The sequence below is a fragment of the Vibrio fluvialis genome (assembly GCF_900460245.1).
In the GTDB taxonomy this organism is placed as follows: Bacteria; Pseudomonadota; Gammaproteobacteria; order Enterobacterales; family Vibrionaceae; genus Vibrio; species Vibrio fluvialis.
This window is the reverse complement of the sequence record NZ_UHIP01000001.1, coordinates 1,883,241-1,897,772: the sequence shown is the minus strand read 5'-3', so window position 1 is coordinate 1,897,772 and position 14,532 is coordinate 1,883,241. Positions and strand designations below refer to the sequence as shown.

12 protein-coding genes are annotated in these 14,532 nt (G+C 47.1%); 6 read left to right on the top strand and 6 right to left on the bottom strand.

Annotated elements, in window-relative coordinates:
- Nucleotides 1-281 precede the first annotated feature (281 nt).
- On the top strand, nt 282-1,037 hold the full coding sequence (locus DYA43_RS08940) for a MipA/OmpV family protein (protein ID WP_020327778.1): 756 nt from the start codon (nt 282-284) through the stop codon (nt 1,035-1,037).
- A gap of 63 nt (nt 1,038-1,100) precedes the next feature.
- Here DYA43_RS08940 and DYA43_RS08935 read toward each other — a convergent pair whose 3' ends face one another.
- From DYA43_RS08935 to pflA, 3 genes are all read right to left on the bottom strand, one after another.
- Nucleotides 1,101-1,601 carry a YfbU family protein gene (locus DYA43_RS08935; protein ID WP_020327777.1) on the bottom strand — a complete coding sequence of 167 codons (501 nt, stop codon included), beginning with the start codon at nt 1,599-1,601 and terminating at the stop codon, nt 1,101-1,103.
- A gap of 205 nt (nt 1,602-1,806) precedes the next feature.
- A complete protein-coding gene (locus DYA43_RS08930; protein WP_020327776.1) occupies nt 1,807-2,469 on the bottom strand; it encodes an energy-coupling factor ABC transporter permease in 663 nt (220 codons plus the stop codon).
- 66 nt (nt 2,470-2,535) lie between these two features.
- On the bottom strand, nt 2,536-3,276 hold the full coding sequence (gene pflA / locus DYA43_RS08925; RefSeq protein WP_020327775.1) for a pyruvate formate lyase 1-activating protein: 741 nt from the start codon (nt 3,274-3,276) through the stop codon (nt 2,536-2,538).
- Between the two features lie 226 nt (nt 3,277-3,502).
- Here pflA and DYA43_RS08920 point away from each other — a divergent pair, with 226 nt between their 5' ends.
- Nucleotides 3,503-5,383, top strand: coding sequence for a methyl-accepting chemotaxis protein (locus tag DYA43_RS08920; protein ID WP_020327774.1), 1,881 nt, complete (start codon nt 3,503-3,505; stop codon nt 5,381-5,383).
- Between the two features lie 10 nt (nt 5,384-5,393).
- On the opposite strand, the gene DYA43_RS08915 is transcribed toward DYA43_RS08920, so the two are convergent.
- From DYA43_RS08915 to DYA43_RS08905, 3 genes are all read right to left on the bottom strand, one after another.
- Nucleotides 5,394-6,380, bottom strand: a complete 987-nt coding sequence (locus tag DYA43_RS08915) for a lipid A deacylase LpxR family protein (RefSeq protein ID WP_061056667.1) — start codon at nt 6,378-6,380, stop codon at nt 5,394-5,396.
- 204 nt (nt 6,381-6,584) lie between these two features.
- Nucleotides 6,585-8,861 (bottom strand): formate C-acetyltransferase, encoded by a 2,277-nt coding sequence (gene pflB / locus DYA43_RS08910; RefSeq protein ID WP_020327772.1) that lies wholly within the window; start codon nt 8,859-8,861, stop codon nt 6,585-6,587.
- 292 nt (nt 8,862-9,153) lie between these two features.
- Entirely contained in the window at nt 9,154-10,698 is a 1,545-nt protein-coding gene (locus DYA43_RS08905) for a DUF3360 family protein (protein WP_024373518.1), read from the bottom strand.
- 611 nt (nt 10,699-11,309) lie between these two features.
- Between DYA43_RS08905 and DYA43_RS08900 the strand changes: the two genes are divergently transcribed.
- The 4 genes from DYA43_RS08900 to DYA43_RS08885 all read left to right on the top strand — a co-directional run bounded on the left by DYA43_RS08900 (nt 11,310) and on the right by DYA43_RS08885 (nt 14,509).
- Complete coding sequence (locus DYA43_RS08900) at nt 11,310-12,080, top strand: ABC transporter ATP-binding protein (RefSeq protein ID WP_020430058.1); 771 nt, start codon at nt 11,310-11,312, stop codon at nt 12,078-12,080.
- A gap of 106 nt (nt 12,081-12,186) precedes the next feature.
- Nucleotides 12,187-12,963 (top strand): ABC transporter substrate-binding protein, encoded by a 777-nt coding sequence (locus tag DYA43_RS08895; protein ID WP_020327769.1) that lies wholly within the window; start codon nt 12,187-12,189, stop codon nt 12,961-12,963.
- A 121-nt stretch (nt 12,964-13,084) separates the two neighbouring features.
- The gene (locus tag DYA43_RS08890; RefSeq protein WP_020327768.1) at nt 13,085-13,825 is read left to right on the top strand and encodes an ABC transporter permease; all 741 of its coding nucleotides are present in this window, start codon (nt 13,085-13,087) and stop codon (nt 13,823-13,825) included.
- Between the two features lie 6 nt (nt 13,826-13,831).
- Nucleotides 13,832-14,509, top strand: coding sequence for an ABC transporter permease (locus DYA43_RS08885; RefSeq protein WP_020327767.1), 678 nt, complete (start codon nt 13,832-13,834; stop codon nt 14,507-14,509).
- Nucleotides 14,510-14,532: the final 23 nt, after the last annotated feature.

Sequence of the window (14,532 nt, the reverse complement as noted above, 5' to 3'; positions counted from 1 at the left end):
CCCTAACGATCTAAGCCTAGTTCGCAATTGTCTATTTTGCTTAGAGATTATGTGTTTATTTCAAAATCGTGACTGATTTAGCGCCTTTTCTTACGTGTATTTTTACGGTGAATGTTCACAGATCGTTCAATAAGATTTTCGAAGGATTAAGAGAGTTAACAGAAGATAGGTCGAGAATCGATGGCGAAAAACGGTGAAAGTCCGAGCAAAGATTGTGAGTGGAACGCACTCGTCGTATCATCAAAATCCAATTTTAATTAGAACGATTTCACAAGGTCAGTATGCGTTATTCAATTTTTAAGGCAGCCTGGGCACTACCTGTCCTGGCTGTATCTACCTTTGCGCACGCGGAAATGTCTCAGTGGTCACTGGGCGTTGCGGCGGCGTATTCACCCGCAGTGTACAAAGACACTCCATCAGACCGCACCGTTATCCCCTTGATTGGTTACGAAGGAGAACATCTGTTCCTGCGCGGGTTTACCGCAGGCTATCGCTTGTTTCCCATGGGTTCAGACCACAATATCGTGTTTCGCTTGGCGTATGATCCTCGGACACTGAAGCCGGAGGACTCGGATGATCCACAAATTCGTTTGCTGGATAAACGTAAGTCAACGGTGCTGGGTGGTGTGAGTTATCAAATGCGCACCTTCGTGGGTATGTGGGAAGCCTCAGTTGGCGCTGATGTCGCTGGGCGTCATGACGGTATGTATGCGGAGATAGCCTGGCGTTTACCCTTGCGGTTTGATAACTGGGGCATTACTCCGGCGATTGGTTACTCGTACAATTCTGACAAACTGAATAATCACTTGTATGGCGTCTCGGCCGAAGAGTCTGCGCGCAGTGGTTTGGCGGAATATGAAGCCGATTGGGATGGTCAGTACTTTATTGGTGCCACGGCATACTGGTCAGTGACCCGAAGCATTCGCGTCAGCGGTGGCATTCGTTATTCGAACTTAGACGGCGATCTGTCGGCGAGTCCGGTCGTTGGCCGTGACACCAGCACGATGGGAACGCTGGGTATTGCTTACGTCTTCTAAACGTAAGATCGTTGCTAGGTCAGGCATGAAAAAGGCTGGTTAAACCAGCCTTTTCTCATTGATTTATGCGTTGAAAATTTGTCTTAACTCGCTCGCAGACAAATGGTACTGACGAGGGCAGTTGCGCCAGGTAGTCAGCATGCGGCGGTATTTTTCCTGCATTGGCGTTTGGCTATTAAAGTGATGGTCGCCTTTGTCAAACTGCGGATACAGACCTTCAGAATTGGTCAGGAAGCGGACGTAATTCACCAATTGCGATTCTGAAGCGTTGTCGTAGCCCAGGAAGTTCAGGCGGCGAGCATCCACGTCTTTACGTTCATGCTCTTCAAGCATGTTGAAGGACTCTTGCATCGCGTGGTACATCTCCATGATGTCGATGACTTCACGGCATTGTGCTTCAGAGATGCAGCCAAATTCTTTGTTGAGCTCGCACATTTGCAGCTCATAACCGCGCTCAACGATCGTTTGTAGGCGTTGGTACTTGGCTGCATTTTCCGGATCAAGCTGAGACATTAATGTGTACTGGTTAGACAGGATCAGACGTTGTGCGTTTGTCATTTCCATAGCTGGCCTCACTAAAGTTAAACTGTGTAATTTTTCTGAGTTAAGGTTAACAGCATTGGGTAACTCTGAAACATGATCTCAACACGGATTTAATGGAGAAAGTACAAAATATCTGCAACTTTTCTTATCAAAGTTTAGTCCCGCGCGCTGAAGTATCTGAGCGGTGATATCTCTTTCAATGTGAGATTGGTGCGTATCAGTCTCATTACTTATGGTAGTGGTTGTAGATATAGTCTCTGTCAGAGAAAACGCGCAACCATTCCGGCTTAAATACCGACAAAATGGCCAGAGCCATGCCATTAAGTAACCCTTCAGGAAAGGCCAGCAAAGGGACGAAGATGAGGTAGTTATCGTAAATGGTGTGCCAGTCGTGTGAGCCAAACGTGAGTTGGTAAAGCGTGTTGAGCAGCAGATGTAAACTCCCCGTCATGCCGCCGTTAAAGAAACCTGCAACAAAAATAAACACAAAAATGTTCCGTGGCAGGTAATGATAACTCAGGGCAAAAATGGCGTAACTGATCAAAATTGGCAGCAGGACGGACAGTAGCAGATATTCGGGGACATCATAGAGCCCAAGCTTGCCGACAACGACCAGCGCGACGGTGACAGGTAGTGTTAACACAAATGCACAGCGCCAGCCATACATCATGGTTAACGTTGTCAGTGCGAGAAAATGAATCTGCAAGCCTTCTTTGACACTGGCCTGAGCCGACCACAGCAAAAACAGCGCAAAAATCACGAAGTAGGTGAGATGTTGGAAAGATTTCTCGTGAGTAAATTTGGGCCAGAAGGTGCTCCTGACATCGCGTAAAGCCAGAGCGAGAAAGATTAAAACAATGATTAGGGATGCCAACTCTTCTAACTGCACATGAAATCCTCAAAAAAATACCAGCTCGACAGCTGGTATTTTTTACGATTCATGCAGCAGATTGAATCAGTATTTTACGTTTGAGTGATACTGCTCAAGGATTGAAACGATTTTGTCCATCGTTTCTTTGCTTGGTGGGTTCACTCCCTCAAGAGGATATTCTTCACCCATCGCTTCCCACTTGTGTGCGCCAAGTTTGTGATACGGCAACAACTCAATTTTCTCAACGTTGTCCATGTCCTGAATAAACTGGCCAAGCAGATGCGCTGATTCATCATCATCGGTATAGCCGGGAACGACTACGTAACGAATCCAGGTCTTCTTACCCAACTTTTGCAGGTAACGGGCAAAATCCAAAGTGCGTTTGTTGGAAACACCAATCAGGTCCTGATGAATTTCATCCTGCATCTGTTTGATATCCAGCATCACCAGATCAGTGGCTTCCAGTACTTCATCAATAACAGGGGTGTATTTGCGAATGTAGCCGTTGGTGTCAAGACAGGTATGAATCCCTTCCGCTTGCGCTGCGCGGAAAAAATCGCGCACAAATTCTGGTTGCAGCATAGATTCGCCACCCGAACAGGTCACGCCGCCGCCTGACGCGTTCATGAAATGGCGGTAGGATTTCGCTTCTGCAATGATCTCATCCACTGACACTTCTTTACCAATATGAGTGTCCCATGTATCGCGATTGTGGCAGTACTTACAACGGAATAAGCAACCTTGGAGGAAGACAATAAATCGAATACCGGGGCCATCGACAGTGCCGCAAGATTCAAACGAATGGATACGACCAATAGTAGACATAAGTTGCTCTCATTTGCTGAGTGTGTTCGTTATTTTATTACAAAAGGTAGGGTTTAAATAGGTTTTCCTTACTCAATCTGTGGGCTACTTACAACTGGTAGAAAAACAATCGATTTTGTACAAAACTGTGTTATAAGAATGTTGCAAATTATAAGAATATTTACACAAAGCACACACGTTTTCCTTGATGTCGATAGTCACTTGCACAGTGGTAAGGAATCATTACATGGAAGTACTTAATCTTTCTCAGAAACAAAAAATCAGCGTATTTATCGTTGTTCTTTGCATCGGTTTCATCGCTTTAGGACTCTATACTGCCTCGAGTCTGAAAAGCATGAGCAGCCAGTACCAAAACAGCAGTAACATCAGTTCTGGTACCGTCGCAATCCATTCAACTCAGGCCAAATTATTAACGCTGGCCGCCGAGCGTGACGACCTCAATGCCACGCAAATTGGTGAAACAACCACCCAGTTAAAAGAACTGATGATCGAAGTGGACAAAGACGTCCAGTTCCTCAAATCCATTGGTTTTGACAATGAAGCCAACCAGCTTGGTCAGGCGATTCAGTCTTTCGATGGCGCACTGCGTCCATGGATGGCGATCAAAGCCGAGTTGGGTTTCAATGTTGATGAAGGCAAACTGGGCGAGTTGAAATCATTGGCGACAACGATTGAAAAGAAAATTGAAGAAACCGGTATGGTGACCATCAATTCTGATTTTCAGGCGATGATCAAAACTCAGCAGAATTACTTACTTCAACCGAACGAACAAAATCTGAAACTCTTTAACCGTGCGATGGCGGGATTTGTCAGCTCCTCGAATTCCTATGCGATGTTGGAGCTGTATAAAAAAGAAATCGAACAGTTCAAAACCACCTTTGCGCGTGTGAGCGAATTATCCCAGCAGGTTAAAGAGCAGGAAGCGGCATTAGTCGGCAGCGAAACTCAGGCTCGCGAATTGATTGAAACAATTTCTGAAAAATTGGAGTCCATGAGCACGCAATTCCGCAATGCCGCGGAGAGTTCTGGTAACAAGACATTGTGGTCTGTGCTGGTGGCTTGTGCAGCGCTGGCGGTGATTACTATTTCTATCTTTGTCATGCTGAGCCTTTCACTCTCACGCTCTTTGGCGCAAACCAAAGCGATTCTTGAACGTTTGTCTGCCGGTGATTTGTCCCAGCGCTTGGCGATTACACGCAACACCAATGATGAGTTTAACCAGCTGGCGGTGGCCATTAACCAGAGCTGCGAAAACTTAGGCGAGCTGGTCAAGGCGGTTCAGGATCGCAGCCAAGCTTTGTCTGGTGACGCAGCTGAGCTCAATTCAGGCATCGATAACCTGGCACGCAGCCAATCCGATATTCTTGGTCAGACGCAATTGTTGGCTTCTGCGACTGAAGAGGTGAGTGTGACGACTCAAGAAGTGTCGAACTCTCTGGAGTTTGTGTCTGATGTCAGTAAATCTTCCACTCAAGCTGCGGAAGACGGTTCGAAAGTCATTGCCGCCGCGATCGGTTCGCTGGAGGAAGTGGGTAAGATCCTTAACTCCGCAGCAGGTCATATTCAGCAGTTAGAACAAGCATCGTCTAAAGTCGATTCGGTGATGGAAATCATCAATGGCATCGCTGAACAAACTAACTTGCTGGCTCTCAACGCTGCGATCGAAGCAGCGCGAGCAGGTGAGCAGGGACGCGGCTTTGCCGTCGTGGCGGATGAAGTTCGCAGCTTGGCGGTGCGCACGGTGAATGCGGTGACCGAAATTTCCGGAACGATTGAAACCATGAAAAAAGAGAGCGCCGAAGTGATTCAGTTTATCGGGCAATCTGAACACAGTATGAAAGTGGGACAGGAGCGTGGACTCGAAGCAATGGAAGCGCTGACTCACATTACGGAAAAGGCTGAACAAGCAGCGCACCAGACGGAAGTGATTTTTGCGTCGATGAAAGAGTTAGCGACCACCAGTCAGTCCATGGCAGACAGTATGATTCAGATTTCGGTGGCAATGAAACAATTGGAAGACAATAATGAGCAGTTACGCTCGACCAGCCAAGTGGTGGATCAGCGTTCAACCAGCCTCAATAGCGATTGTCAGCGATTCACCATTTAGCGATTACCGATCAGAAAAACGCATAAAGCGTAAATGAGCCAGTACCGTGGATATTGCGAGAGCTTTCTTTGTACTCTGCGGTATTGGCCGTTGTTGCGATACTCGCGCCAATCAGTGACCCATACCAAGCGGCACCCAGTACCGCAGTGGCCTGCCAAGGTTCTAAAGTCACATCATAGTAGTTCGCTTCATGTTCCAACCCATTCAGCGGACGATTGCCTTCAATGGTAAGGTCGTTGAACCGATAACGCCCTTCCACACCACCAAACAGGAACCAGCCGTGGGTTGAAGCGCCAATCATACCGGGAAGAAAAGGCTTTTCCGCGGAAATTTGTGCACTGCCAAAGTTGCCGGCCAGATCTTGCCCCCATCTGAGCATCACTCCGGTCGATGCATCGCTGCGAAAGTTACCCACATTCACTTCTGACACATTAGCAATGTCCCATTCGAGCCCTCCCAAAGAACGGGTGCGTATCCAGTTAAAGTGGCCAAGATAGCCGACGCTGCCAGCGATTTTGTTTTCGACCTGATAGTCCCAACCGTTGGGATCGTCTGATTTGGTAATGCCATGTACCAGTATCTGCGCTTTCTCTGCCATTGAGTTTTCACCTGTGGTGCCAATGGTTAAGTTGAATCGCTGCGCCTGCTGCGGATGCAAACTCAGATAATTGAACTCAGCATGTAAATAACCGGCGTATGGGCGTTCGTTGGGCTGCGGGGTTTCGAGAGTGATGTCTGACGGTGTCCACATCTTATGGCCGACGCTGATCTCCCACTTATCTAAGCTGTTTGCGCCCCAGGCTGAAAGACTGAGCGGTTTAGCCCACCAATATGGAGTGATGCCTTGAGAGGTGTAAGTCAGGAAAATCCCGTTGGTGTATTCTTCGTCAACACCAAAAACACCATCGTTATCTAAATGGAGTGAAAACGTTGCCTGAGAAGAGGCAATCGCAGCGCTTGAAAACAGGGCAATAGGAAACAGGCGAAAAAACTTCATAAGGTAGCTACATCATTCCGTCATTGAACGAAGATAGTAACGCAATTTACTGAATTATTGAGGAAAAGTGATATTTGAACGACAAATTTGCGGGCGGGATTGTGTTGATATGCAAGCGATTTAATTGGTCTGCGATAGGTTTGGACAGAAATGAAAATCCCCGCTCAATGAGCGGGGATTGGTTTTATCGACTCAGACTCAATCTTATAGAGATTCAGTGAAAGTACGTGCGATAACATCTTGCTGCTGTTCAGCAGTCAGAGAGTTAAAGCGAACTGCGTAACCTGATACACGGATAGTCAGTTGTGGGTACTTCTCTGGGTTCTTCACTGCGTCTAGCAGAGTGTCACGGTTCAGTACGTTCACGTTCAGGTGTTGACCACCTTCGATACCAGTCTCGTGGTGGAAGTAACCATCCATCAGACCAGCAAGGTTAGCGCGTTGTGAACCTTCGTCTTTACCCAGTGCATTTGGCACGATAGAGAAGGTGTAAGAGATACCGTCTTTAGCGTGAGCAAATGGTAGTTTACCTACTGAAGTCAGAGACGCGACTGCACCTTTCTCATCACGGCCGTGCATTGGGTTTGCACCAGGACCGAATGGAGCGCCAGCACGACGACCGTCAGGAGTGTTACCTGTTTTCTTACCGTATACCACGTTTGACGTGATAGTCAGGATAGACTGAGTTGGAATCGCGTTGCGGTAAGTTTTCAGTTCACGAATCTTGTTCATGAATACTTCAACCAGTTTGCATGCGATGTCATCAACGCGTGAATCGTTGTTACCGAATTTAGGGTAGTCACCTTCGATTTCGAAATCGACTGCAACGCCATCTTCGTCACGGATTGGTTTCACTTTAGCGTACTTGATAGCAGACAGTGAGTCAGCCGCTACAGACAGACCAGCGATACCACAAGCCATAGTACGAGTGACGTCACGATCATGCAGAGCCATCAGAGACGCTTCGTAGCTGTACTTGTCATGCATGAAGTGGATAGCGTTCAATGCAGTGACGTATTGTTTTGCCAGCCAGTCCATGAAGTGGTCCATTTTTTCCCACACTTCATTGTAATCCAGAACGTCTGAAGTGATTTTTGGCATTTTAGGACCAACTTGTGCTTTAGATTTCTCATCAACACCGCCGTTGATGGTATAAAGCATAGTTTTCGCCAAGTTTGCACGAGCACCGAAGAACTGCATTTGTTTACCAACAACCATTGGTGATACACAACATGCGATTGCGTAGTCATCAGAGTTGAAGTCTGGGCGCATCAGATCGTCGTTTTCATATTGAATAGAAGACGTGTCGATAGATACTTTTGCACAGAATTTCTTGAAGCCTTCAGGCAGTTTTTCAGACCAAAGCACAGTGATGTTTGGCTCTGGAGAAGGGCCCATGGTGTACAAGCTGTTCAGGAAGCGGAAGTTAGATTTACTAACTAGAGTACGACCGTCAAGCCCCATACCACCGATAGACTCAGTTGCCCAAATTGGGTCGCCAGAGAACAGTTCATCATACTCAGGAGTACGCAGGAAACGCACCATACGCAGTTTCATGACGAAATGGTCGATCATTTCCTGAGCTTCTGCTTCGGTGATCTTGCCTGCTTTCATGTCGCGTTCGATGTACACGTCTAGGAAAGTCGAAGTACGGCCCAGAGACATTGCAGCACCGTTTTGAGATTTCACTGCAGCCAGGTAGCCGAAGTAAGTCCACTGAATTGCTTCTTGCGCGTTTTCAGCTGGGCGACCGATGTCGCAACCGTATTTCGCTGCCATTTTCTTCATTTGGCCAAGCGCACGGTGTTGTTCTGCGATTTCTTCACGCAGTTGCATGGTCATTTGCAGATCTTCGCCGTTTTCAAATTTCTCTTGAAGAGAAGTGAATTGAGCGAATTTGTCTGCCATCAGGAAGTCGATACCGTAAAGAGCCACACGACGGTAGTCACCGATGATACGGCCACGGCCGTATGCGTCTGGAAGACCAGTCAGTACGCCTGATTTACGACACGCCATGATTTCTGGAGTGTAGATGTCAAACACGCCTTGGTTGTGTGTTTTACGGTATTCAGTAAAGATTTTCTTAACTTGAGGATCCAGTTCGCGACCGTAAGCTTGGCAAGAACTTTCAACCATGCGAATACCACCGTTAGGGATGATCGCACGTTTCAGAGGTTTTTCAGTTTGAAGACCTACGATTTTTTCCAGGTCTTTGTTGATGTAGCCTGCATCGTGAGCAGTGATGGTAGAGATAACAGAAGTGTCGAAATCAACAGGAGCGTGAGTAGAGTTCTCTTGTTTGATGCCTTCCATTACTTGTGCCCAAAGCTTGTTCGTTGCTTCGGTACCTTCAGAAACTAGGAAAGATTCGTCGCCTTCATACGGTGTGTAGTTCTTTTGAATAAAATCACGAACGTTTACTTCGTTTTGCCACTCACCTGCCGCAAAACCTTCCCAAGCTTTAGCAAATTGCTCTGCCATGACATACCTACCTTTTTAGTAGAAAAAACACGTACTGTTCGCCGTTGAGCCAGCTATCCTGCATGAGTACAGGAGTCAGTACACTCTTTGAATAACAATATCTATATTCAATCTATGTTCGAAAATTATACTCATCCGTTTGAATATAGATATTGTTATTTGTTCCCCTTGATTTTCAATTTAAGCTAAAAAAAACTCGCAAACCTTAAACTAAATCAATAAATCTTAAAAAATTAAAATAAAGTTTGGGTAGTGCAATGCACTACCCAATATTTTTTTGAATCTGGCTTACTTAGTGTAGCCAAGCTTTCAGACCGTATTGGCTTTCCAACATACCTACAGCAAGCATAGCAATTAAACAGATAACCAACACACCGCCAGGAATAACGATTTTATCGACAAACGAAAGTTTAGATGCGCGCTCTTTGTCACCGATCAGGCCGTTGTTATCCAGAAGCATGGTCAATGCCCACGCCAGTACCGGGTTGACGACCGCAGAACCAAAGATACAGATACCAGCGGCTTGTGAATCTTTTGTGTCTTTAACCATCTGCATACCGGCTTCTAATAAAGGAAGGAATACACCCACCAACAGAGCACAGCGCATCACCGGAGGCCAGACCGCGACGTCCATAGGGAAACCCAGAATCGCAATGGTCATCACCAGCAGGCCAAGAATGATCGCACCACCAGGGATTGGACGCTTCGCGATCGCTGCAGGGATCATGTACGTACCCCAAGAAGAGGTGATGTTACCGCCACCCAGAGCTGTACCCACCATCTGACGGATAGAACACATGGTCATGGTGTCATCCACATCCATCAGCACTTTTTCAGTTTTACGAGGGTAGTTCAGTTCTTGGAAGATACGGTGGCCCAGGAAGTCTGGTGACCACATCGCAACCGCCAGAATGGCAAATGGCAGTGACGCAATAAAATGCTCTACCGTTGGCATGCCTAGCATCCAGCCTTCAGTGGTTGATCCCCACCAGTACACCGGGTTCAGGTTAGGCAGACCCATTTGCGTTTCGAAACGCAGGTCGAAACCTGCCCCGAACAACAAAGCGATGATCAGTCCAGTGAATGCACACACCGGAATGGCCAGCCAGCGCAGGTTCAGCTTGGCCAGAATCGCATAAATCACGATATTCACGCCCAGAACGACAAGGCCGACATAACCCATGCTGCCCGCGACAACGTCAGCAGAATGCAGGCTGGTTGCCCATTCCTGAATGGAGGTGATCTGGCTCATGGTCCCGGTAAAACCGAGGAAAATCAGTAAGCCCCCGGCGGTCCCTTCCGAAGTGAGGTTGACCAGCTTGGAGCCGCCTTTGAAATAGCTCAGCAGCAAGCCGAACACACCAAGCAAAATTGCCAATGCAAGAGGGTGAGCACCGGCCAGTGCAATTGAGCCGATAAGAGGAATCATTGGACCATGGTTGCCTGCCAGGTTCGCACGCGGGTTTAAAAAGCCCGACGCGATGACACAGAAGAACAGAGCAGGGAATAGCATTTCTACACGCGCGACTTCAATCGCAAACTCTTTACCCAGAGTAATGTGGTCCCACGCTTGCGTCAGACCGTCGGCCCAAGACATCATAACAGCGGAGTACATCGCGATAATGCCGATGGTCCCTGCCAGTGCCGGAACTAAGTCTTCAAGTTCAAAGCGGAAGTCACGACCTGGCAGGTTCAAACCGAAGCGACGTGGCTTCATGATCTGCAGTTCGTGGTCTAGGTAATCGGAGCGGCTTGCAAACTCAGATGATGGACGGTGGAGCTCACTGTAGCTCTTTGTCTCGATGTCTGAGCGCTCTTTATTGACTACGTCTGACATAGATTCCTCATATTTATAAAAGTAAGTAATTCTTTGTTGAATTCTATAAAACTTGCCGAAGCGAAAAGGTTGAAACTGCATAACTGTTCATTTTAGCAACAACAATGCATAACCAACTGATTGAATACAGAGTTTTTATTTACTCTTTTATTTGTTGGCGAGTTTAACGTGCTAACTCTTTAGGGTGATTGATCTTGATCACTTTAAGAATAGATATGAAAGAAAACTACATTACGTAAGTAAAATCAGCCAGATAGCGGCAAATGTGAATGAAATTTTTTTTCATAATGTAAGGTTTCCTACCGGGAAAAAGTACAGTTTGAGAGATGCGTCACTAGGTGACAAATGTTGCCCAGAAATCTTGCGGCAGGTCTTGTTTTTATAAAAATGTTAATAAAGTTCGATGGGTTTTTGTTCTGATGTAATGTGATTCTATGCGTTGTTTGGAGAAGAATTGGCTAAATTATGAATTTATACTCAGATAAAACAACTAAATATCCCGCTTTTATAGGTTAATAATTTGTTGCATGTTCCTGGGGAGAGTGCTAGTTTGTATCGGAAATTGGGCTGGAATGCTCGGCAGTGATAAAAAATACAGGGAGTTAGAGCGCATGACTGATGTACCAGCGCTGGATATAAAAAACCTGCACAAAACATTTGGCCAGAACGAAGTACTGAAGGGCATTTCACTTCAGGCTCACAAAGGTGACGTGATTTCTATCATCGGCTCATCCGGTTCAGGCAAAAGTACCTTTCTTAGATGCATTAACTTACTTGAAACCCCAACCGCAGGTGAAATCTGGGTGAAAGGTGAAATGATCCAGATGAAGAAGAACCGTCAGGGTGAATCTTCTCCTGCCAACGAAAAACAGGTTCAGCGCATCCGTTCGCGCCTGGCTATGGTTTTTCAGGGATTCAACTTATGGTCACACATGACGGTGCTTGAGAACGTTATCGAAGCGCCAGTTCATGTTCTGGGTGTTCCTAAAGCTCAAGCCATTGAGAATGCAGAGATGCTGCTCAAGAAAGTGGGCCTTTATGAGCGTCGTGACTACTACCCGGGACACTTATCGGGTGGTCAGCAACAGCGTGCGGCTATCGCCCGTGCATTAGCCGTTGATCCGGAAGTGATGCTGTTCGATGAGCCGACTTCTGCGCTCGACCCGGAACTGGTTGGTGAAGTTCTTGGGGTTATGAGAGATTTGGCAGAAGAGGGGCGAACCATGTTGGTGGTGACACACGAAATGGCCTTTGCCCGCGATGTGTCTAACCATGTGATGTTCCTACATCAGGGCCTGGTGGAAGAGCAAGGCGATCCGACGAAGCTATTCAGCAATCCGGACTCGGAGCGACTCAAACAGTTTATTTCATCGATTTACTGATAATGCCCAAGATTGTGCAGTCGGACACCCTTTGATTGGTACCGTGATGCAGACTCTTCGCTGACAGAATTAACAAACACAACAATACAATCACAGGAGTATGGAAATGAAAAAGTGGTTATTAGTGACGGCTTTAGCTGCAACTGCAGTAACTGGTGTAGCCCAGGCGAAAGAATGGAAAACCGTTCGCTTTGGTATTGAAGGCGCATACCCTCCATTTAGCTGGACGGAAGCCGATGGCTCTCTAAAAGGCTTCGACGTTGATATGGCGAACGCATTGTGTAAAGAGATGCAGGTTGAATGTAAGATCGTTCCTCAAGATTGGGACGGCATCATTCCTTCTCTGCTAGCACGTAAATACGATGCGATCATCGCGGCGATGTCTATCACTGAAGAGCGTAAGAAGAAAGTCGATTTCACTCACAAGTACGCTCTGATCCCGAACAAATTTATCGCAAAGAAAGGGGCTAATCTGGACTTCACCAAAGAAGGCCTGAAAGGCGTGAAAATTGGTGTGCAACGCGCAACGACTCACGACAAATACCTGACTGATAACTATGGTGATGCCGTTGAGATTGTTCGTTACGGTTCATTTGATGAAGCGTACCTGGATCTGGCGAACGGCCGTATCGCAGCGGTTCTTGGCGATGCGTCAGCGTTGGAAGACGGCGTTCTGAACAAACCAGGTGGTGAAGGTTACGAATTCGTTGGTCCTTCTCTGACTGATCCTAAGTGGTTCGGTGATGGTTTCGGTATCGCAACACGTAAGCAAGACAAAGATCTGACTGAGAAACTGAACGCAGCGATCGATGCTCTGCGCGCGAAAGGCGAGTACCAGAAAATCGAAGCGAAATACTTCAAGTATGACGTTTACGGCCAATAATAAGCCTGACGCAACCCAACGATTCACGTTGGTATAAAAAACAAAAAGGCATTCCTGGTTGCTGGTTCCTAGTTCGTAGCAGTACCCAGCAACCAGGCTCTAAGGGACTAGGAAAATTTTTATGCTGGATTTACATGGATACGAAGCCTCCATTTTCAAAGGAGCCGTGCTGACCATCGAAGTGGCCGTGCTGTCACTGTTGCTAGCGATGTTGTTGGGCATGTTGGGCGCACTAGCCAAACTGGCGCCTTACCGTTGGGCAAGAGCCATTGCAACACTTTACACCACGATTATTCGCGGCATTCCGGACTTGGTTCTGATGATGCTGATTTTCTTTGGTGGCCAAATTCTTCTTAATAACAGTCTGTACGCCATCAATGAATGGCTCAACAACTGGTTTGCTTCAAGTGATCCAAACCATGAGTGGGTCTCATATCTGCCGGACTATATCGATGTCAGCCCGTTCATCGCCGGCGTACTCACCATCGGATTTATCTTTGGTGCTTATATGGCAGAAACCTTTCGTGGCGCGATCATGGCTGTCGATAAAGGTGAGCTGGAAGCCGCTAAAGCCTATGGCATGAGCGCTGCGCTCTCATTCCGTCGTATTCTGTTGCCACAAATGATCCGTCATGCGTTACCGGGTTTTGGTAACAACTGGTTGGTGCTGCTTAAAACCACTGCGTTGGTGTCGATCATCGGCCTGGAAGACATGGTGCGTATGAGCTCGCTGGCTGCGGGCTCAACGAAAATGCCGTTTACCTTCTATATGGCGGTCTCGATCATCTTCCTGCTGTTTACCAGTGTTTCAACCGGTCTTTTAAAGATCGTTGAACGTAAATTCAGTATTCACACGAGGTAGAGCGCTATGGATTTTTCTTTAATTATCGGAAGCTTGCCAATCTACTTCAGTGGTTTGTGGACCACGGTATGGCTGGTTGGCCTGTCTTTGGTGATTGGTCTGAGCATTGCCATTCCGTTGGCCATTGCCCGTAACAGCCGCAACTATGTAATCAGTACGCCTGCGTGGGGCTACATTTACTTTTTCCGTGGAACACCGCTGCTGGTTCAGTTGTATCTGATCTACTACGGTATGGATCAGTTCTTTCCGGTTAAAGGCACGCTATGGGAGAACGCCTGGTTCTGTGCGCTGGTCGCTTTCGTATTGAACACGTCGGCTTATACTGCGGAAATTATCCGCGGAGCCATCAATGGTTTGCCAAAAGGTGAAGTTGAAGCTGCGAAAGCATATGGCATGGGAACTTGGAAAACCTATCGTCGAGTGGTATTGCCAAGTGCACTGCGCCGTGCGCTGCCAGCCTACAGTAACGAAGTGATCTTCATGCTCCATGGTAGTGCGGTTGCGGGTATTGTTACCATCATGGATCTAACGGGCGCTGCGCGATTGGTCAACTCTCGATACTATGCGCCGTTTGAGTCGTTTCTGACCGCTGGCCTATTCTACATGTCGCTGACGTTTATGATTATTTTCTGCTTTAAGAAAGCGGAAAAGCGTTTCCTCGCGTATCTTCGTCCGCTGAGCTGAATGATAGAGCGATACAAGAAACA